The sequence below is a fragment of the Nonomuraea glycinis genome, from assembly GCF_014646515.1.
Classification (GTDB): domain Bacteria; phylum Actinomycetota; class Actinomycetes; order Streptosporangiales; family Streptosporangiaceae; genus Nonomuraea; species Nonomuraea glycinis.
Map to the genome: position 1 here is coordinate 1 of NZ_BMNK01000014.1, position 18,976 is coordinate 18,976.

General features: G+C 70.6%; 18 protein-coding genes. 6 read left to right on the plus strand and 12 right to left on the minus strand.

All coding sequences use genetic code 11. The features are described 5' to 3' along the window. The first annotated feature begins 110 nt into the window (after nucleotides 1-110). Nucleotides 111-530, plus strand: a complete 420-nt coding sequence (gene tnpA / locus IEY87_RS31625) for an IS200/IS605 family transposase (protein ID WP_189142503.1) — start codon at nucleotides 111-113, stop codon at nucleotides 528-530. Between the two features lie 264 nt (nucleotides 531-794). On the opposite strand, the gene IEY87_RS31630 is transcribed toward tnpA, so the two are convergent. Next, nucleotides 795-1,382, minus strand: coding sequence for a TetR/AcrR family transcriptional regulator (locus IEY87_RS31630; RefSeq protein ID WP_189142504.1), 588 nt, complete (start codon nucleotides 1,380-1,382; stop codon nucleotides 795-797). 89 nt (nucleotides 1,383-1,471) lie between these two features. Between IEY87_RS31630 and IEY87_RS31635 the strand changes: the two genes are divergently transcribed. Continuing rightward, nucleotides 1,472-2,509 carry an NAD(P)-dependent alcohol dehydrogenase gene (locus tag IEY87_RS31635; RefSeq protein ID WP_189142505.1) on the plus strand — a complete coding sequence of 346 codons (1,038 nt, stop codon included), beginning with the start codon at nucleotides 1,472-1,474 and terminating at the stop codon, nucleotides 2,507-2,509. Nucleotides 2,510-2,513: 4 nt separating this feature from the next. On the opposite strand, the gene IEY87_RS31640 is transcribed toward IEY87_RS31635, so the two are convergent. The 7 genes from IEY87_RS31640 to IEY87_RS31670 form a co-directional block, all read right to left on the minus strand. Beyond that, nucleotides 2,514-3,380, minus strand: a complete 867-nt coding sequence (locus IEY87_RS31640) for an AraC family transcriptional regulator (protein WP_225277877.1) — start codon at nucleotides 3,378-3,380, stop codon at nucleotides 2,514-2,516. A 61-nt stretch (nucleotides 3,381-3,441) separates the two neighbouring features. Beyond that, nucleotides 3,442-5,517: a xanthine dehydrogenase family protein molybdopterin-binding subunit gene (locus IEY87_RS31645; protein WP_189142507.1), complete on the minus strand. Its 2,076-nt coding sequence runs from the start codon at nucleotides 5,515-5,517 to the stop codon at nucleotides 3,442-3,444. Nucleotides 5,518-5,596: 79 nt separating this feature from the next. Next, the gene (locus tag IEY87_RS31650; RefSeq protein ID WP_189142508.1) at nucleotides 5,597-6,580 is read right to left on the minus strand and encodes an FAD binding domain-containing protein; all 984 of its coding nucleotides are present in this window, start codon (nucleotides 6,578-6,580) and stop codon (nucleotides 5,597-5,599) included. Then, nucleotides 6,577-7,116 carry a (2Fe-2S)-binding protein gene (locus tag IEY87_RS31655; RefSeq protein WP_189142509.1) on the minus strand — a complete coding sequence of 180 codons (540 nt, stop codon included), beginning with the start codon at nucleotides 7,114-7,116 and terminating at the stop codon, nucleotides 6,577-6,579. The genes IEY87_RS31650 and IEY87_RS31655 overlap by 4 nt, the downstream gene beginning before the upstream one ends. A 238-nt stretch (nucleotides 7,117-7,354) precedes the next feature. Then, complete coding sequence (locus tag IEY87_RS31660) at nucleotides 7,355-7,651, minus strand: DUF3817 domain-containing protein (protein ID WP_189142510.1); 297 nt, start codon at nucleotides 7,649-7,651, stop codon at nucleotides 7,355-7,357. Between the two features lie 106 nt (nucleotides 7,652-7,757). Continuing rightward, entirely contained in the window at nucleotides 7,758-8,750 is a 993-nt protein-coding gene (locus IEY87_RS31665; RefSeq protein WP_189142511.1) for a polysaccharide deacetylase family protein, read from the minus strand. A 229-nt stretch (nucleotides 8,751-8,979) separates the two neighbouring features. Next, nucleotides 8,980-9,888, minus strand: coding sequence for an AraC family transcriptional regulator (locus tag IEY87_RS31670; RefSeq protein WP_225277881.1), 909 nt, complete (start codon nucleotides 9,886-9,888; stop codon nucleotides 8,980-8,982). A 94-nt stretch (nucleotides 9,889-9,982) separates the two neighbouring features. Between IEY87_RS31670 and IEY87_RS31675 the strand changes: the two genes are divergently transcribed. Further along, nucleotides 9,983-10,915, plus strand: a complete 933-nt coding sequence (locus IEY87_RS31675) for an NAD(P)/FAD-dependent oxidoreductase (RefSeq protein WP_189142513.1) — start codon at nucleotides 9,983-9,985, stop codon at nucleotides 10,913-10,915. 42 nt (nucleotides 10,916-10,957) lie between these two features. Here IEY87_RS31675 and IEY87_RS31680 read toward each other — a convergent pair whose 3' ends face one another. Then, complete coding sequence (locus tag IEY87_RS31680; RefSeq protein WP_189142514.1) at nucleotides 10,958-12,121, minus strand: esterase-like activity of phytase family protein; 1,164 nt, start codon at nucleotides 12,119-12,121, stop codon at nucleotides 10,958-10,960. Between the two features lie 386 nt (nucleotides 12,122-12,507). On the opposite strand from IEY87_RS31680, the gene IEY87_RS31685 reads away from it, so the two are divergent. Then, nucleotides 12,508-14,199 carry an ABC transporter ATP-binding protein gene (locus IEY87_RS31685; protein ID WP_229699413.1) on the plus strand — a complete coding sequence of 564 codons (1,692 nt, stop codon included), beginning with the start codon at nucleotides 12,508-12,510 and terminating at the stop codon, nucleotides 14,197-14,199. Nucleotides 14,200-14,263: 64 nt separating this feature from the next. Further along, nucleotides 14,264-15,514: an acyltransferase family protein gene (locus IEY87_RS31690; RefSeq protein ID WP_189142516.1), complete on the plus strand. Its 1,251-nt coding sequence runs from the start codon at nucleotides 14,264-14,266 to the stop codon at nucleotides 15,512-15,514. Here IEY87_RS31690 and IEY87_RS31695 read toward each other — a convergent pair whose 3' ends face one another. From IEY87_RS31695 to IEY87_RS31705, 3 genes are read right to left on the minus strand one after another with little or no spacing between them, the layout of a single operon-like run. After that, nucleotides 15,515-15,988 (minus strand): hypothetical protein, encoded by a 474-nt coding sequence (locus IEY87_RS31695; protein WP_189142517.1) that lies wholly within the window; start codon nucleotides 15,986-15,988, stop codon nucleotides 15,515-15,517. Next, nucleotides 15,985-17,397 carry an ATP-binding protein gene (locus IEY87_RS31700; protein WP_189142518.1) on the minus strand — a complete coding sequence of 471 codons (1,413 nt, stop codon included), beginning with the start codon at nucleotides 17,395-17,397 and terminating at the stop codon, nucleotides 15,985-15,987. The genes IEY87_RS31695 and IEY87_RS31700 overlap by 4 nt, the downstream gene beginning before the upstream one ends. After that, entirely contained in the window at nucleotides 17,394-18,068 is a 675-nt protein-coding gene (locus IEY87_RS31705; RefSeq protein WP_189142519.1) for a response regulator, read from the minus strand. The genes IEY87_RS31700 and IEY87_RS31705 overlap by 4 nt, the downstream gene beginning before the upstream one ends. Nucleotides 18,069-18,178: 110 nt before the next feature. Here IEY87_RS31705 and IEY87_RS31710 point away from each other — a divergent pair, with 110 nt between their 5' ends. Then, complete coding sequence (locus IEY87_RS31710; protein WP_189142520.1) at nucleotides 18,179-18,976, plus strand: SGNH/GDSL hydrolase family protein; 798 nt, start codon at nucleotides 18,179-18,181, stop codon at nucleotides 18,974-18,976.

The following is an 18,976-nucleotide window of genomic DNA, read 5'->3' on the forward strand; positions in this document are numbered from 1 at the left end:
GTGGGCTTGACCGTCCAGAACGGCCGCCTGGGCCGGACTGAGGTCGAGTCGCGCCACGTGCGCGCGAGTCCGCTTCGCCTCTCCCACACACTGATCATATCATTTGGTTTATGTCACCGCGATGGGATCTGAACCCCGAGGTGAGAACGGGGCGACATGTCATCCACAACCTCCACGCACACTTGGTTTTCGTGACAAAGTACCGGGGTGGGGTGTTCACCGACGAGATGCTGATCCGCTGCGAGGAACTCATGCGCGAGGTATGCGCCGACTTCGAGGTCGAACTACGCGAGTTCAACGGCGAGCACGACCACGTCCACCTGCTGGTCCACTACCCGCCCAAGGTCGCCCTGTCCAAACTCGTCAACTCGCTGAAAGGGGTCTCGGCTCGGATGCTTCGCAAGGAATACAGCGCACACGTACGCAGATGCCTCTGGGGCGGACATTTCTGGTCTGGTTCCTACTTCGCCGGGTCGGTCGGCGGTGCGAATCGCGCAGTGCGGCGGTGCCCGCCGGATCGGCGTCATTGACCAGAGCCACCACGTCGGCCCCCGTGCGGCCGTGCGCCAGCCGGTACAGCCGCAACGGGCTCACCTCGTGCGTGAGGGCGAGCACGTCGGCGATCTGATCCCAGGCGAAGCCCTTTCCTCGCAGACGCTGACTCCACGAGCGAGCCTGTAGAAGCACTCGGTAACCTTCACCGGACATCCGTGCCACCTCCACTTGGACATCGCACCGAGTGTAATGTAAAGGTCACTTTCTGTGCAGATGGAAGTAGGGATGGTAAGAGCGGTTCAGGGGGTCATTACGGCGCGTCTGACGCTTTCGCGGAGGAAGGTGCGGCGTCGGTCGTGCAGGTCCTGGGGTTCGTCGGCGGTTGCGGTGTAGACGTTGCTGACGGGGGACCAGGTCATGGACATGGCGATGACCAGGGCCATCACGTCGAAGGGGTCGCCCGGGATCACCAGGCCGGCGGCCTGGGCGTCGGCGATGGCGTGGAGTTTGTGGTCGTTGAGGTGGTCGGCCCTGGCGACGAGGTGGCCGGTCGGGCGCCGCTCCAGGCGGGTCCAGGTGGCCAGCCTGATGAGGTCGGGGCGGCGGAGGTATTCGTCGTAGAGGCGTACGGCCCAGTCCGACAGGTCGGTGGCGTCGATCGGGACGACGTTGACGATCCGCTCCAGTGAGGCGAGGAAGATGGCGTCGAACAGCCCTTCCTTGTTGCCGAAGTAGGCGTAGAGCTGCGCCTTGTTGGTGCGGGCGGCGGCGACGATCCGGTCGATGCGGGCCCCGGCGATCCCGTGCTCGGCGAACTCCTGGGTGGCCGCGTCGAGGATGCGACCGCGGGTCGCGGCGCCGCGGAAGGTCGAGGGCTGAGCGTCCATGTCGGCCAGCGTACCCAAACAGAACAGTTGGTCTGTTTGAGTGCTACGGTGAAACAGACTAACCGTTCTGTCTATAACAAGGAGCCAGCATGAGGACCACAGTGGGATGGGGCGCGGACGGCCCGGCGGCGGTGCTGCGGCGGGTGCCTGTCGAACGGCGTGACCTGCGCCCCGACGACCTCGCCGTACGGGTGGACTACTGCGGCGTCTGCCACACCGATCTGCATGCCGTCCACGCCCACAGCGGCGGGACGACCCTGGTGCCGGGCCACGAGTTCACCGGGGTGGTGACCGAGGTCGGGCCCGAGGTCACCCGGTTCGCCGTCGGCGACCCGGTCGGGGTCGGCAACATCGTCGACTCCTGCGGCGAGTGCGCCATGTGCCGGGCCGACCAGGAGAACTTCTGCCACACGTTCCCGACCCTGACCTACGGCGGCACCGACCGCCACGACGGCTCGGCCACCCTGGGCGGCTACTCCCGCGAGTACATCGTCCGCGACGGCTTCGCCTACCCGCTGCCCGCCGGGCTCGACCCCGCCGCCGCGGCCCCCCTGCTCTGCGCCGGGATCACCGTCTGGGAGCCGCTGCGCGCCCTCGGCGTGGGCCCGGGCAGCCGGGTCGCCGTGGCGGGACTGGGCGGCCTGGGCCATCTCGCCGTCAGGTTCGCCGTGGCGCTCGGCGCCGACACCACGGTCATCAGCCGATCAGCGGACAAGGCCGACGACGCCCGCCGGCTCGGCGCCCATGACCTCATCGACTCCACGGACCCGGATCGGCTGGCCGCCGCCCGGGACCGGTTCGACGTCGTCATCGACACCATCTCCGCCCCGCACGACCTCGGCCCGTACCTGCGGCTCGTCGCCATGGACGGGACGCTCAGCCAGGTCGGATACCTCGGCGAGGTCACCATCGAGACGATGGATCTGCTCGCCGGGCGTAAGAGGCTCAGCTCCGCGGGCAGCGGCGGCCGCGCCGCGACCGCCGCCATGCTGGACTTCTGCGCCGAGCACGGCGTCACCGCCGACATCGAGCTGCTCCCCTCGGCGCGCGTGAACGAAGCCTTCGACCGCCTCCAGCGCAACGACGTCCGCTACCGCTTTGTCCTTGACCTGTCCGATCTGTCGTGAGCGGCTATTCCGCGCGCAGCCGGGCCGCGTCCTGGCCGGGCGGAGCCCCGAACAGGCGGCGGTATTCGCGGTTGAACTGCGACGGGCTGTCGTAGCCGACCAGATGGGCGACGCCGACGACGTCGCCCGCACGGGCCACCAGCAACGAGCGGGCTTCCTGGAGGCGGATGCGTTTCTGGTACTGCAGCGGGCTCAGCGTCGTGATGGCGCGGAAGTGCCGGTGGAACGCGGACGCGCTCATCCCGGCCAGCCGGGCGAGCTCGGCGATCCGGATGGGCTCGGCGTAATTGTCCCGGATCCACTGGATCGCCCGGCTGACCTGGGACAGGTTGCTGTCGGCCAGGCCGATCTGGCGGATCATGGCGCCGTGCGGGCCGGTGAGCAGCCGCCAGAGGATCTCGCGCTCGATCAGCGGGGCGAGCACCGCCGCGTCCCCGGGGTGGTCCAGCAGCCGCAGCATCCGGCCCGCGGCGTCCAGCAGGTCGGCGTCGACCCGGCCGCTCGCGATCGCGGGCGGCCCGTCCGGCGTGCCGGACCAGTGTCGGTCCGGGACCTCCAGCAGCAGCGGGGCGATGGCGGCCGGGCGCAGCACCAGCGCCATGGCCAGCGACGGGGCGCTCGGGCCGATGTCCAGGAAGTGCCCGGTGACGGGCAGGTTCGCGGTGACGACCAGGCAGTCCCCGGCCCGGTACTCGAAGACCTGGTCGTCGAGCAGGATGCGCTTCCCGCCCTGGAACATGACGACCAGCAGCGGCTCGGTCAGCGAATGCTCCGGGGTCACCGTGTCGATGCTGGACACCGTCAGCCCGGCGATCGGCGTCGTGTAGTCCGGCCGGGCATGGGCCGCGACGATGCCACGGCACTCGTTCACCAAATCCGGGATAGTGCGCACACCATACGAAACCATCGCCGAACCGCGCCGGGCAAGCTGATCACTCCACTACGCGATCGAGCCGGATCGGCAGCCTTCGCTGCCGCTTCCCGGTGGCGTGCCAGACCGCGTTCGCGATCGCGGCCGCGGTCCCGACGTTCCCGATCTCGCCGGCGCCCTTGATCCCGAACGGAATCCCGGGCTCATAATCCGGTACGAAGTCCGCCTCGATGTCGGGCACATCGGCGTGCGCGGCGATGTGGTAGCCGGCGAAGTCCGCGTTCACGTGCCGGCCCGAGACCTGGTCGCGCACACCCTCCTCGTGCAGCGCCATGGACAGCCCGCCGATCATCCCGCCGATGACCTGGCTGCGCGCCGTCAGCGGGTTGACCACCTGGCCCACCGCGAACATCCCGAGCAGCCGCCGCACCCGCACCTCGCCGGTCGCCGGATCGACGGTCACCTCGGTGAACACCGCGCTGTAGGCGTGCCGTTCCATGGACGGCAGATCGTTGAGCAACTGGGTGGTGTCGACGGTGACGGTCACGCGTCGCGACGGATCGCGCGGCTGGTCCCGCAGCTGCGCGGCGGCCTCGGTGATCGCCCAGGCCCAGGAGGTCGTACCCCTGGAGCCGCCCGCGCTCCAGGCGGGGCCGAGCTCGCTGTCGGAGATGCGCAGCCGTACCCGCTCGGTGTCGATCGCGAGCGCGTCGGCCGCGATCGCGGTCAGCGCGGTGCGCGCACCCGTGCCGAGGTCGGTGGCGGCGATGATCACGGTGAAGGTCCCGTCCACCTCGGCGGTGATCGACGCCACTGAGGGGAACGCCCCGACGCTGAAGGACGTGGCGGCCATCCCGGTGCCGACGAGGAGGTGTCCTTCCCGCCGGGTCCGCGGCCGGTGATCACGCGTTGCCCAGCCGAACCTCTCCGCGCCCGTACGCAGGCATGCGACCAGGTTGCGGCTGCTGAACGGCAGGCCGGACACCGGGCCGACGGCGGGCTCGTTGCGCAGCCGGAGTTCGAGCGGGTCAAGGCCCAGCCGCTCCGCCAGCTCGTCCATGGCGGACTCGAGGGCGAACGACCCGGGCGCGGCGCCGGGGCCGCGCATCGAGTACGGCGGCAGGATGTCGAGGGGGACCGCGGTGTTCCGGGTGCGGATCGCGGGGGCCGCGTAGAGCGTCTTGGTGGGCTCGGTGCAGCCCTCGATGTACTCCGCGAGCGGGGAGAGCTCGAACGCGGGCTCGTGCTGGATCGCCCGCAGGCGGCCGTCCGCGTCGGCGCCGAGCCGGATCGGCTGCTCGGTCGCCGGCCGCATCGCGGTCATCAGGAACACCTGGTCGCGGGTCAGCGTGACGCGCACGGGCCGCCGGAACAGCGTCGCGCCCATCGTGGCCAGCACCAGCTGCGGCCCGCACATGCCCTTGGAGCCGAAACCGCCGCCGACGTGCTCGGTGCGGACCCGTACCTGCTCGAAACCCAGCGAGAACAGCGTGGCCAGGACGGTGGCGATGAAGAACGGTCCCTGGTTGGAGTCGATGGCCTGCAACCGCTCACCCTCCCACCACGCGGTCGCCGAGTGCGGCTCCATGGCGCTGCAGTGCTCCTCGGGCGTGTGGTAGCGCTCGTCGACCACCACCGCGGACGCGGCCAGCTCCGCCTCCAGGTCGCCGATGTCCTCCGGCCCGTCGAAGAGCGGCGCCGCCGGCCGGGCGTTCGGATGATCGGCGGTGAAGCCGGTGTCGTGCGGCTCCTGGTCGTAGGTCACCGGCAGCGTGTCGGCCGCCGCCTTGGCCTGCTCCAGAGTCTCCGCCACGACGAGCGCGACGGCCCGGCCGGCGAACGGGATCACGTCGTCCTGCAGCAGCTGCAGGCCGCCGTCGGGGCCGAAGAAGTGCCCTGCCTCCGGGTTGAGCCGGGGCGCGTTGCGGTAGTCGATCACGCCGAGCACACCGGGCATGCCCTTGACGGCCGCGACATCGATGTCGCGGATGCGTCCTCGTGCCACCGTGGACACCACGACCGAGCCGAAGGCCAGGTCCCGCATCGGCTTGTCGGCGGCGTACCGGGCGCGGCCGGTGACCTTGGCCTGCCCCTCGATCCGGGGTCGCGCGACCCCGATGCTGTTGACCGCGTTCATGGGTTGGATCTCCTCTCCTGCGCTCCGCCGGATCACGCCTGGGCCGGATCATGCTTGGGACTGATCACGCCTGGCTCGATCATGCTGGGGCCCGATCGGCGAGTTCGGTCAGGACGGCCACGATCAGGTTGCGCGCCAGCGTCACCTTGTAGCCGTTGCCGGGCAGCGGCTCGGCCGCCGACAGCTCCGCGTCGGCGGCGGCCCGGAACCGGTCGGCGGTGAGCGGACCTTCCCGTAGGACGGCCTCGGCGCGCCGGGCGCGCCACGGCCGCGACGCGACCCCGCCGAGCGCGATCCGCGCCGATCCGGTGCGTACGTCCAGGTCGGCCGCGATGGACACGGTGGCGAAGGCGTACGACGCCCGCTCGCGAACCTTCCGGTACCGCGACCGCGGGGAGACCGCGGACCCGGGGAGGGCGATCGCGGTGATCAGCGCTCCGGGCGGCAGCGCCGTCTCCCGGTCCGGCGTGTCGCCGACCGGCGGGTAGAACTCCGCCAGCGGCAGCTCGCCGGGGCCGTCGAGCGTCTCGTAGTGCACGACCGCGTCGAACGCGGCCATCGCCACCGCCATGTCCGAGGCGTGGGTGGCCGCGCAGTGCCGCGACCAGCCGAGGACGGCGTGGTTGTGGTGCTCCCCGGCGATCGCGGCGCACCCGCTGCCGGGAACCCGCTTGTTGCACGCCTGCGACGGGTCGGCGAAGTAGCCGCACCGGGTCCGTTGCAGCAGGTTGCCGCCCACCGTGGCCATGTTGCGCAGCTGGCCCGACGCGCCCGCCAGGATCGCCTCACTCAACGCCGGATAGCGCCGGCGCACCTCCGGATGGGCCGCCGCGTCGCTGTTGGTCGTCGTCGCGCCGATGACCAGCCCGCCGTCCGCCGCCTCACGCACCCCGTCGAGCGGCAGGAACCGTACGTCCACCAGCCGTGCGGGCGCCTCCACCCCGGTCTTCATCAGGTCGACGAGGTTCGTGCCGCCGCCGAGATAACGGGCGCCGTCGCCCGCGGCCACCAGGGTGAGCGCGTCCCGTACCTCTGTCGCGCGCCGATAGGCGAACTCCTTCACCCCGCCACCTCCTCGCGCGCGGCCGACAGGACCGCGCGCACGATCGACGGGTACGCGCCGCAGCGGCACAGGTTGCCGCTCATCCGCTCGCGCACCTCCGCCGCGTCCAGCTCCGGCGCCGGGGCGTCGGGGGAGACGTCGGCGGTGACGGCGCTCGGCCAGCCCGCCGCGTGCTCGGCCAGCATCCCGACGGCCGAGCAGAGCTGCCCGGACGTGCAGTAACCGCACTGGAAGCCATCGAGCCGGACGAACTCCCGCTGGATCGGCCGCAGCTCACCGTCACCGGCGAGGCCCTCGATGGTGGTGATCTCCGCGCCCTCGGCGGCGACCGCCAGGGTCAGGCAGGACACCACCCGCCTGCCGTCGCACAGCACGGTGCAGGCCCCGCACTGCCCACGGTCGCACCCCTTCTTCGAGCCGGTGTGGCCGATCCCCTCCCGCAACGCGTCGAGCAGCGTCGTGCGGTTGTCGACCAGCAGCCGGTGCGTCACGTCGTTGACGCGGAGCACGATCTCGCCATGGGTGTCATCGGTCAATGTCTCGCCTTTCTCACCACGCGACGGACCCGCGTGTGTACGGCCGGACGGCAGGGGGGCTTTGACAAGCCATGTAAGCAGTCCGACAAAGGAGAGAGTGAGCCCAAAACTCGCGGACTCTTGCCCGATCCTGCTCGGGTCAGAACGTACGCCTTTTCAGCACGCCTTTTCAGCACGCCTCTTCAGTACGCCGACTCCGGCGGTCCGGGTGCTCGCGTCGCGGGCGCCCGGACCGGTCTCAGGCGAGCTGCGCGGCCGTCGTGCGCGCCGCCATCCGCCGCTCGAACCAGAGCGAGGTGAACGGCGGCACCGCGCACGCCAGGCCCAGCACCACCGTGCCGCGGCTCCAGCCCGCCTCCCGCGCGGCGAGCACCACGCCCAGCCCGTACAGCACGAACAGGGCCCCGTGGAGCGGCCCGAAGATCTTCACCCCGAGTTCGCTGGTCTCGGTGATGTACTTGAAGAACATCCCGACCAGCAGCCCTGCCCACGAGCACGCCTCGGCCACCGCCACGACCCGAAACCAGCGCAGCATGCTCCACCCTTTCACCCGAATATCGGGCAAACTCTACAGGCTGTAGAGGACGGTGCCGGATGAGGGCCGGAGGTGAGGCGTTGCCCAGGGACAGGGCGTTCAGAGGTCAGCTCGTCCGGCAGGAGACCGATGGCCAGGTCCAGGTGCCGTTGTGCTTGATGGTGAGGCCGAAGGTGTTGCCGTTGCCGTTCGGGCGCATCGTCATCACGTTGGCACTCGGCCAGGACGGGGTGCCGTTCCAGGTGGCGAGGACCTGCTGCGGCGAGGTCAGGGTGACGGTGACGATCCAGGCGTTCACGCCCGAGACGGTGACCGACAGGTTGAAGCGGTCGCTCCACTGCTGGCCCTGGGAGATGGTGGCGGTGCAGGTGCCGCCGCCGGGCGGGTCGGTGGGGTCGGCGCCGCCGTCGGGAGCGACGGCCCTGCCGGTGGCCGGGGAGATCATCCCGGCGCACAGGTTACGGCTGCGCAGGTTCGCGGCGATCTGCGGGATGGCGTTCAGCGTCGTGGCGTACTGGTCGTGCATGAGGATGACCTGGCCGTTCTGCAGGCGGCCGGCCGCCTGGACGATCTGGGCGGTGCCGGCGCCGTTCCAGTCCTGCGAGTCGACGTCCCAGAGGATCTCCGTGAGGCCGAGCTGCTGCTCCACGGACCTCAAGGTCGCGTTGGTCTCGCCGTACGGCGGCCGGAACAGTCGTGGCGCGGTGCCTGTGGCCTGCTGGATGATCTGCTGGGTGCGCTGCAGCTCCGACGACATCTGGGCGCTGCTGAGCTGGGTGAGGTGCGGGTGGGACCAGCTGTGGTTCCCGATCCACATGCCCGCGTCGCGCTGTGCCCGGACGAGGGACTGGTTGTTCTGGGCGTTCTGGCCAGTGTTGAACATCGTGGCCCGCAGGCCGTTCGAGGTCAGCGCGTTGAGCAGGTTGGCGGTGTTGCCGCCGTTGGGCCCGTCGTCGAACGTCAGCCCGACATAGCCGGCGCCGCAGTCGGCGGCCTTGGGGCGGCTCATGGCCACGGCCGAGGTGGCGGCCAGGCAGACGGCGAGGATCGCGGCCAGGAGTGCGGCGGTGAGTGCGGAAGTGCGGTTCCGATCGATCATGCTGATCCCTTGATCGTAGGGGGGTGGCTTCGCCTGCGGTCAGTGTGAAGACCGCCCCGAAACCCGTCAACGAAGACCAGAAATCTTTCGACGAATGAAGCCACTTAACCGCCTGCCACGTGCCGTTATATGGTCCGAAATATTTCAGAACCAGGAAACTTTCAGACCTGTACGGGCTGCGGCGCCGGCGGCCTCCGCCGGCCCCGGTTCGTACGCGCCCGTACCCGCACTACGGACCCGACAGGACCCGCTGGTCAGGCTCGCCCGTGGCCTGCCGGAACCGGCCCGGTGATACGCCGTACTCGCGGCGGAACGCCCCGGCGAAGGCGAACTCCGTCGAGTAGCCGACCTGCCGGGCGATCGTGGCCAGCGACGCGTCGGTCTCCCGGAGCAGTCGCGCGGCGCAGTTGAGCCGCCAGGCGATCAGGTACGTCATGGGCGGCTTGCCGACCTGCGAGGTGAAGCGCCTGGTGAAGGCCGTCCGGGACATGCCCACCATCTCGCCGAGTCGCGACACGGTCCACTGCGTCCGCGGACTGTCATGGATCGCGTCCAGCGCGGTGATGATCGCCGGATCGGTGATCGCCGGCCAGGCCTCCGGGCGCCTCTCCCGCAGCCATTGGCGCAACACGCTGACGAGCATCAGATCGAGCAGCGCCGACCGCGTGACCTCGGTGCCCGGCTGCTCCTCCGCCGCACCTTCGACGAGCAGGCCGGTCAACGACCGCAACTCCGGATGCCGTTCATAGTCCGGAGACATCACGATCAGATCCGGCATCCCGGTGAGATACGGGTGCACCTGCCCGTGGTCCAACCGGTAAGAGCCGCAGAGAAACTCGAAGTCGGCGGGGCCGGGGACCGACAGGTCCGGATCCATGGCATTCAGCGGCATCTCGAGCAGAGCGCGCCGGGTGACGCTGAGCCCATGGTCCGCTCCGGAAGGGACCAGCACGACATCGCCGGGACGCAAGGCGACGGGCGGCGCGTCGGCGCTGATGAGCCAGGCACTGCCGTCGAGGACGAGGTGGAAGCCGCTGCCGGGCTGGCCGCCCAGGCGCAGTCCCCAAGAACCGCCTTGCCGGAACCGGCGGATGGCCCGCCGGCCAACCCGGAGGCTGGAGATCGCCTGGCTGACCATGTCCACCCGACGATGCTAACCGGCACAAACTCGTATGTACCTGCATCAACGGTGTATGGCCGCGTGGGCGGGGGGGCTGGTTCTGTAGGTGGACATGACGAGACGTACGACTGGACCGTGGGAGTGCATCGTGGTCGGCGCGGGCGCGGCGGGCATGAGCGCCGGGCTCACCCTCGCCCGAGCACGGCGCACCACGCTGATCATCGATGCCGGGCGGCAGAGCAACCTGGCCGCGCCGGACATCGGGGGCCTGCTCGGGCATGACCGGCGAGCTCCCGCGCGGTTCTACGCCGAAGGGCGGGTGGAGCTGGCGGCGTACCCGTGCGTCGAGTCACGGCCGGGCGAGGTCGTCCGAGGGGAGCGGGAGGAGGGCGGCGGCTTCGCCGTGACGTTGAGCGACGGCCGTCGCGAGCAGGCGCGGAGCATCGTGCTGGCGCCCGGCACGGACTACCGCTATCCGCGCCTGCCCGGCATGGACGAGCGATGGGGAAGCTCGGTCTTCCACTGCCCGTTCTGTCGCGGCTGGGAGGTCAGTGATCGCCCGTTGGGTGTGCTGGCGGACGGCGCGGTCGGCGTACACGGAGCTCTGAACCTGCGAGCCTGGAGCGATCGGATCACTCTGCTGACCAACGGCGGCGAGCTGACCGAGGAGCAGCGTGCGCGGCTGGCCGCCGGCGGGGTGGGGGTGGACGAGCGGCCGATCGCCGCCCTCGACGGTCCGGGCGCCGAGCTGCGGACCGTGGTCTTCGCCGGCGGCGGCGAGCTCGCCATCGGCGCCCTGCTGGTGAAGACGATTCTCCGCCAGCGCTCTTCGCTGGCAGGTGACCTCGGCGCGACCGTGATCGAACCGGACGAGATGCTCAGCGTCGAGGCGATCAAGGTGGACGCGATGCAGCGGACCGGCGTCCCCGGGCTGTACGCGGCGGGGGACGCGGCCACCTCGGTCCCGCCGTCCATGGCCGCCGCCGTCGCGTCGGGCTACCTGGCCGGCGCGAGCGCCGTGGTGGGTCTCGCCGCGGGCTACTGACCACCTCGTGCCACCGGCCCGCGGTGGCACGAGGTGTCGCCGTCATCGCGAGTCGGGGCACCCGCGTACGGCGTAGGCGAGGAACTGGGTCACTTCGCGGTCGTCGAAGTTGTCGTCGGAGCCGATCACCAGCGTGCATTCACCGGTGCGGAGCCGGGGGCCCCAGGCGAGGCTCTCCAGGTTCTGCGTGGGGGTGTGCCGTTCGCTCAGGTCGAGAACGAGCCGCTTCCTGACCGCCTGGTACGGCCGGCCGGACGACAGGCTGTCCCTGTTCAGCACGTTCGTGGCCGATCGCAGGTCGATCTCGTACAGCTTGACCCGGTAGTTCACGCCCTCGATCCAGGAACGTTCCACGGCGAGGTAGCGGGAGTCGTCGATGGCCAGGATCTCCGAGACCCCGGTGTCGGTGTGGCCGGTCGGCGGGACGGGGGCCGCGGGCAGGGGATCGATCGGGTACGCGTACTGGCCGCGGACGCGGCCGTCGCGGGACCAGACGGTGATGCGGGCGGGGGCGCCACGCTCGACCGTGGGCGGCCGGCCGTCCTCGAAGCGGGGGCCTTCGACGACGGCGGTGATGGATCGCCGGGTGAGGGTGACGCCCTCGAAGCCGAAGTTGCGGCGCGGTCCCCTGGCAGTGTCGGTCAGCCGGAGGTTGCGGGGGATCGGCAGCTCGCCGAGGTGACGGCCGTTCGTGGTGGTCCAGCGGACGAACAGGTCGGAGACCGGGATGTCGGGATTCCTGTCGTCGGGGCGGTCGCCCTCGTGCGCCCACAGGAGCCTGCGGCTCCAGGGGTCGTACCGGATGCTCTCGGGGTCGGCCGACTCGGGCTTCCCGTACGCGGGGTAGGGGGTGCCGTCGGCGCGCCGGAGCGTGGTGACCCCCTCGACGCGGACGCCGGTGAACGCGCCGGATCGGTTGAAGTCGAGGCGTCCGGTGTAGAAGCGGGCGGGCTGGTAGCGCCAGCGGTCATCGGAGATGAAGTACCAGGTGCCGGTGCGCGGGTCCCGGTCGATGCCGGACAGGCCGCCGAGGGTGGTTCCGTCGACCTGCGTCTTGTGCGGGAGTCGTTGCTCGCCGAGGAACCGGGTGATGCGCAGACCGGGCACCCCCGGATCCGCGGCGGCCGCACTTCCGCCTATTCCGCCGATTCCGACCACGGTGACGAAAGCGACGGCGATTCTGCCAAATTTTCGCGGAATGTGCATGCGAATCTCCTGTTCCCCTGAATGGCTTGCCGGGAATATGAGATCGCGTAATCGAGCGATTGTCACGCCGAATGGAAGTGGCGTTTTTAATGGGCGGGGGAATCTCCTGATATACCCGTTCTAAGTGCTCCACGCCCAGCGGACGCCCGCGCAGGTGCCCTCGCGAGCGCCCGGAAAATCGTTCGCTTCTCCCTGCCCCGCTGCGGCAACATGGCAGCGGCGATGTCGGCATTCGGGAGGGCGGACAGGCTATGCACGCACGACAAAAGGAAGCCGACGACGGTTCATCCGTCCGAAAGTCGGCCGTTATCCTGGCGCTGCGCTACTACTGTGGCGAGTTGCTTCGCCAGCGGTGGGTCGCGGCGCCCGCGATGATACTGCCGGCGATGGGGAACATCTCCCTGTTCTATCTGGCGCCGCTGATGGTGGCCGGGCTGGTGGGGCGACTGGCCGAGGGCGGGGACGCCCCCATGGCCGCGCTCCTGCCCTACGTGCTCGGCTTCGGCGCGCTGCTGCTGCTCGGCGAGGTGCTGTGGCGGGTGGGACTGCACTTCCTCAACCGTACGGACGCGCGGGGCATCGAGCGGCTCGGCGTGGTGGGCATGGACGCGTTGCTGACGAAGGACGCCGCGTTCTTCCATGACAATTTCGCCGGTTCGCTGACCAAACGGGTGCTGGGGTTCTCCTCCAGGTTCGAGGATTTCGTCGACACGCTCACCTTCTCGATCATGGCCAAGGTGGTGCCGCTGATCTTCGCTTCGGTGGTGCTGTGGCAGTACCACCCGCTGCTGGTCGTCGTGCTCGTGGGCCTCATCATGCTCACCGGACTCCTCATCGCGCCGCTCGTTCGCCGTCGCCAAGCGCTGGTCGACAAGCGTGAGGCCGCCAAGGTGCTGGTGTCGGGCCACGTCGCCGACGTGCTGACCAACATGGAGACGGTCCGCGCGTTCGCCGCCGAGGATCGCGAGGCCGCCGAGCATCGGACCAGGGTCGCCGAGCAGCGCAGGCTGTCGCTGCGTTCCTGGGACTACGGCAACCTCCGGGTGGACACCGTCGTGGCCCCGTTCTCGGTCCTCACCAGCACCGTGGGCCTGCTTCTCGCGGTGGGGCTGCGGGGCGGGCTGGGCGTGGAGGCCATCGTGGTGACGTTCACCTACTACGCCAACGCGATCAACATCATGTTCGAGTTCAACCAGATCTACCGGCGCATCGAGACCGTGCTCACCGAGGCCGCCCAGTTCACCGAACTGCTCCTGGTGCCGCCCACCGTGGTGGATCCGGCCGAGCCGCAGCCGCTGCGCCCGGCCGACGCGGGCGTCCGCTTCGAGCGGGTGAGATTCGCGCACGACCAGGGCGCGGCGCTGTTCGAGGACCTAAACCTGGACATCCCCAGCGGCACCAAGATCGGGCTGGTCGGCCAGTCCGGAGGGGGCAAGACCACGCTCACCCGGCTGTTGCTGCGCCTGATGGACATCGACGGCGGCCGGATCCTGATCGGCGGCCAGGACATCACCCGAATGCGCCAAGCCGACCTGCGGAGTCTCGTCGCCTATGTCCCCCAGGAACCGGCCATGTTCCACCGGTCGGTGCGGGACAACATCGCCTTCGCCCGGCCGGGCGCCACCGAGGCCGAGATCCTCCGGGCCGCGCGGGCGGCGCATGTCACGGAGTTCGTAGAATCGCTGCCGCACGGATTCGACACCCTGGTCGGCGAGCGTGGCATCAAGCTCTCCGGCGGCCAGCGGCAACGCCTCGCCCTCGCGCGGGCCATCATCCGCGACGCGCCGATCCTGCTGCTGGACGAGGCGACCAGCGCGCTGGACTCCGAGAGCGAGATCCTGGTCCAGGAAGCCCTGTGGCAGCTGATGCGGGACCGTACCGCGCTGGTGGTCGCGCACCGGCTGAGCACCGTCGTCCGCATGGACCGGCTGGTCGTGCTCAACCGGGGACGCATCGTGGAGCAGGGCACGCACAGCGACCTGATGCAGGCCGACGGTCCCTACGCCCGGCTCTGGCGGCACCAGTCGGGTGGCTTCCTGGTCGACGATGACGACACCTCGGACGTGCTCCAGCACTGACTTCGGGACGAATTTGCGACCTCGCTCGGACGCGACTCGGACACGGGGCGGTGATCGTCGTGGCATGAACGTTGTCGAGCGGAGCGGCGTGGCACGCGGTGCCGGGCCCAGGGTGCACCTGGCCGCGTTGGACGGGCTGCGCGGGGTGGCGATCCTCGGCGTCCTGCTGTTCCACACCGGCCACCTGTCCGGCGGGTTCCTCGGGGTGGACCTGTTCTTCGCCCTGTCCGGCTACCTGATCACCGATCTGCTGCTGCGGGAGATCGCCGTGACCGGCGCCGTGTCGCTGGTCGCCTTCTGGGGCCGGCGGATCCGCCGGCTGCTCCCGGCGTTGGTGATCATGCTGGTGGTCGTCACGCTGCTGGTCCGGCTGGTGGGGCCGCCGGACCTGGTGCGTACGACGCTGTCGGACGGCCCGTGGGTGCAGGTCAACCTGATCAACTGGCACCTGCTCGCCGAGTCGGCCGGCTACTGGGACCGGTTCGGTGCGGACCGGGTGTTCGGGCACCTGTGGAGCATCGCCGTCGAGGAGCAGTTCTACCTGGTGTGGCCGGTGCTGGTGCTGGTCGTCGCCCGGTGGGGGCGGCGGGTGGCGGGCCGGGTGGCGCTGGTCGCGATCCTGGTCTCGGCCGTCTCGCTGATCCTCATGGTCACGCTGGCCGACCCGGCGGACCCGACCCGCGTCTACACCGGCACCGACACGCGGGCGTTCTCACTGCTGCTGGGCGCCGCGATCGCCACCCGGCCGATCCGCGACGCACTGGCCCGTACGGTCGGCACCCGGCCGGTCCACGACGGACTGGCCCGTACGGTCGGCGGGTGGGCGGGTGGGGCGGCGGGGTTGGTCGTGGTCGGGATGGGGGTGGCGTGGGCGCTCGTGGACGGGGTGGACTCGGCGTGGTTGTTCACCGGTGGGCTCTTCCTGCACTCGCTGGCCGGCGCGCTGCTGGTCGGCCTGTGCGTGCAGGCGCCGCACACGGCGGTCGCCAGAGCCCTCGCCTGGCAGCCGCTGCGCCGGCTCGGCCTGATCTCCTACAGCGTGTACCTGTGGCACTGGCCGATCCTCGTCCTGCTCTCCCCCGAGCGGACGGGCCTCGACGGGTGGGCGCGCTCGCTGGCGGTGTACGCGGCGTCGATCGGCCTGGCCACGCTGTCGAAGTGGCTGGTCGAGGACCCGATCCGCTTCCGTGCCCGGTGGGCCAGGGGGCGGGGCGGGCTGGTGGCGTTCGTCGCGGTCATGGCCGGGCTGGCCGTGCTGTGGCTCGCCGTGCCCGGGCCGGCATCGGTGACCATCGACGTCACCCGGCTGGGCTGATCATTCGATCAGCGGGCAGGTCCGCAGCTTGGCCGACTCCGGCGTGGCCAAGGTGAAGCCCAGCCGCACCTTGGTGGTCCGCGAACCGCCGCTCTGCACCCACACGCCCAACGCCGTGCACACGATCTGGTCGATGCCCAGCGGGGTCACCTCGTAGGTCGCCAACGGCAGCCGCAGGTCTATCAGGTCGGGCGTGGTCTCCACGAAGACCCTGGTCACGCCTTCCGTCGTGGTGATCTGGGTGCGCAGATCCTCCCCGGGGCCGGTCAGCAGCCAGGCCAGCGCCTCGGCGATCGTGCCCAGGTGATCGGTCCGCCGGAGCTGCGGCCGCAGCCGGTCGTCCGCGTCGACGAAGTACAGCGTCGCCCCGGACGCCACACCCGTGGGGGCCTGACCCGCGTCGATGACCTCCGAGGGCTGGATGCCGCAGCCCGCCACCATCACGGCCAGCGCCGTCAACCAGATTCGGCTCATCCGTCCTCCAGGGTTCGTGGCAGTCGCAGGACGAAGCGTGCTCCGGCGCCGGGAGCGTTGCCGGCGGTGAGGTCGCCGCCGTGCAGGCGGGCGTTCTCCAGCGCGATCGCCAGCCCGAGTCCGCTGCCAGGGGTCCGGGTCCGGGCCGCGTCGTGCTTGTAGAAGCGGTCGAACACCTGGGGCAGCGCGGTCTCGGCCAGGCCGGGCCCGTGGTCGGTCACCACGATCCACACCTGGTCCCGGTCGGCCGAGACGTGCACGCGCACCGGGGGGTCGCCGTGTCGCAGGGCGTTGCCGACCAGGTTGGCCACGATGACGTCGAGTCTGCGCCGGTCCAGCCGCAGCCAGATCTCCTGCTGGACCACCAGGTCGACCTGCTCCGTCCAGCCCCGCGCCCGCAGGCAGTTCCACACGGCGGCGGCCAGGTCGACTTCCTCCGCGACCAGGCGGACGGTGCCGGCGTCGAAGCGGGACACCTCCAGCAGGTCCTCCACGAGCCGGACCATCCGGTGGATCTCGGTGATCGCCAGGTCCGCGGACTCCCGCGCGTCCGCCTCCATGCCGTCGGTCATGGTGCCCAGCACCTCCACCACCGCGGTCAGCGTGCTCAACGGGGTGCGCAGTTCGTGCGAGGCATCGGCGGCGAACCTTCTGGCATCGGCCCGCAGGCGCTCCTGCGTCGCCATCGACGACTGCACCGATTCGGCCATCTGGTTGATCGTGACGGTCAGGTCGGCCAGCTCGTCCGCACCCCGGGGCGGCGACCTCGCGTCCAGGTCGCCGGCGGCCAGCCGGCGCGCGGTGTCGCGGAGCCTGCGGACCGGGCGCAGCACACTGCCCGCGGCCAGCACGGCCAGCAGCACCGCCAGCGGCAGCGCCAGCGCGGCCGTGCCGACCGCGGATCGGGTGAGGTCGTCGATCTGCCGCTGCACGCCGGTGAGGTCGCGCACCGCGTACACCTCGATGCCGGACGGGGTGCGCTCGCCGTTCAGCGCGGTGATCGTGACGGGCGTGCCGATCAGCAGCCACGGCCGGTCATCGGCGGTGATCCGCTGCACGACGAGCCGGTTCCCGGTCCGTACGGCGGCGCGCAGCGCGTCGGTGACCAAGCCGGTGGCGGCCCCCTTCGCGGACCGGAGATCGCGATAGGTCACCGCCGTGTCCGGCCCGACGGCGGCGCGCAGCCGATCGAGTGCCGCCTGGTCCGGCGGGTAGGTGAGCTGGGGAGTGATCGCGCTGATCTGGTCGGAGAGGGTGTCGGTGAGCCCTTCCTGGGTCACGGTGACCAGCGCGGTGCTCGCCGACCCGGCGCTCGACCAGGCCGCCGCTGCCGCGCCGAGCAGGGTCACCAGTACGAACGCGACCAGCAGCCGGGGGCGAAGCCCGCGCGGCCACAGCCGCCAGGTCACAACGGCCCGAACCGATAACCGAACCCGCGCACCGTCTGCACATACTCCGGAGCCGCCGGATTGGTCTCGATCTTCGCCCGCAGCCGTTGCACACAGTTGTCGACCAGCCGGGAGTCCCCGAGGTAGTCGTGCTCCCACACCTCCTCCAGCAGCTGCTGCCGGCTGAACACCCGCTCGGGGGTGCGGGACAGGGTCAGCAGCAGCCGCAGCTCGGTGGGGGTCAGCGTCACCGGCTCGCCCTGGCGTGACACCGTCAGCGCCACGGTGTCGATGCGCAGGTCGCGATGGAGGCGTACCCCGTCGGGCGGGCCGGGACTGCGGCGCAGGACCGCGCGGATCCGCGCGTCGAGCACCGCGGGCTGTGCCGGTTTGATGACGTAGTCGTCGGCGCCCGCTTCCAGGCCGCCCACGACGTCGAATTCGTCACCGCGCGCGGTCAGCATGATCACCGGTATCTCGCCGATCGACCGGACCCGGCGGCACACCTCGTATCCGTCGATGCCGGGCAGCATCAGGTCGAGCACCACCAGGTCCGGCAGGGACGCCTGCAGCTCCCGCAGGCCGTCCTCGCCGGTCTCGGCCGTGCGCACGTCATGACCGTGCCTGCGTAACGCGAGCTGGAGCCCACGTCGTACCAGCGGATCGTCTTCGATGAGCAGAATTGCCACCACATGTCCAGTATGGAGAACCTGGGGCGGCCTGACGGGGGTGATGGTCGTTGCGACACACCTGGGACACGGCGGCGGAGATCCTGGGACATGCCGGCGGCACGGTTGAGGCCATGACCAAGACCTCAGGGACCAAGACCGCAAGGATCAAGGCGTCGAGTCTCGTACCCGGCCTGCTCGGGCTGCTTCTGCTGACCGGCGCGTGCGCCGCTCAGCCCGCCGCGACCGCCGGCGCCGAGTCCGCCGCGACGGCCGCCTCGGGCGGCCAGGGGCTGTCCAAGGTGCTGTTCATCGGCGACTCGATCGCCGTGGGCGAGGCGGTGCCGCTGACCGAGGCCTTCGCCGCCGCCGACGTCCGTTTCCAGTCCCTGGCCTCCGAGGGCGGCGGGAACGTCGTCGGACCGTTCTCCGACAAGAAATGGCAGAAGCTGCCCAAGGAGATCGCCGCCGCCGAGCCCTCCGTGGTCATCTACCAGATCACCACCTTCGACTGGGGCAGCGCCAAGGAGCAGCAGGCCGCCTACCGCAAGCTGCTGAGCACGGTCACCGGCGCCGGCGCGAAGCTGGTCTTCGTCACCATGCCGCCGATCAAGCCCGACGACTTCTACCGGCCGCACATGGCCGAACTGGAGCGAGCTCCCGCCGCCGCCCGCGCCGTGGCGAAGGCCTCCTCGGGGCAGGCCACCGTGCTCGACGCCAGTGCGGTGTGGGGCAGCGCCTACCAGCGGAACAAGGACGGCAAGCCCGACCGCAGCTCCGACGGCATCCACTCCTGCCCGCAGGGCGCCGCCCGCTTCACCGTCTGGCTGCTCGACGAGCTGGCCGAGCGGTTCCCCGGCTTCACCCCCGCCGACCCGAAAGCCTGGGCCAACACCGGCTGGGCCGACGACAAGCACTTCAAGGGCTGCTGA

Bases quoted from the DNA above. Each gene is read 5' to 3' on its own strand.
- tnpA (WP_189142503.1), top strand. From the start codon at position 111: ATGTCACCGCGATGGGATCTGAACCCCGAGGTGAGAACGGGGCGACAT.
- IEY87_RS31630 (WP_189142504.1), bottom strand. From the start codon at position 1,382: ATGGACGCTCAGCCCTCGACCTTCCGCGGCGCCGCGACCCGCGGTCGC.
- IEY87_RS31635 (WP_189142505.1), top strand. From the start codon at position 1,472: ATGAGGACCACAGTGGGATGGGGCGCGGACGGCCCGGCGGCGGTGCTG.
- IEY87_RS31645 (WP_189142507.1), bottom strand. From the start codon at position 5,517: ATGAACGCGGTCAACAGCATCGGGGTCGCGCGACCCCGGATCGAGGGG.
- IEY87_RS31660 (WP_189142510.1), bottom strand. From the start codon at position 7,651: ATGCTGCGCTGGTTTCGGGTCGTGGCGGTGGCCGAGGCGTGCTCGTGG.
- IEY87_RS31665 (WP_189142511.1), bottom strand. From the start codon at position 8,750: ATGATCGATCGGAACCGCACTTCCGCACTCACCGCCGCACTCCTGGCC.
- IEY87_RS31670 (WP_225277881.1), bottom strand. From the start codon at position 9,888: ATGGTCAGCCAGGCGATCTCCAGCCTCCGGGTTGGCCGGCGGGCCATC.
- IEY87_RS31675 (WP_189142513.1), top strand. From the start codon at position 9,983: ATGACGAGACGTACGACTGGACCGTGGGAGTGCATCGTGGTCGGCGCG.
- IEY87_RS31680 (WP_189142514.1), bottom strand. From the start codon at position 12,121: ATGCACATTCCGCGAAAATTTGGCAGAATCGCCGTCGCTTTCGTCACC.
- IEY87_RS31685 (WP_229699413.1), top strand. From the start codon at position 12,508: ATGGGGAACATCTCCCTGTTCTATCTGGCGCCGCTGATGGTGGCCGGG.
- IEY87_RS31690 (WP_189142516.1), top strand. From the start codon at position 14,264: ATGAACGTTGTCGAGCGGAGCGGCGTGGCACGCGGTGCCGGGCCCAGG.
- IEY87_RS31695 (WP_189142517.1), bottom strand. From the start codon at position 15,988: ATGAGCCGAATCTGGTTGACGGCGCTGGCCGTGATGGTGGCGGGCTGC.
- IEY87_RS31710 (WP_189142520.1), top strand. From the start codon at position 18,179: ATGACCAAGACCTCAGGGACCAAGACCGCAAGGATCAAGGCGTCGAGT.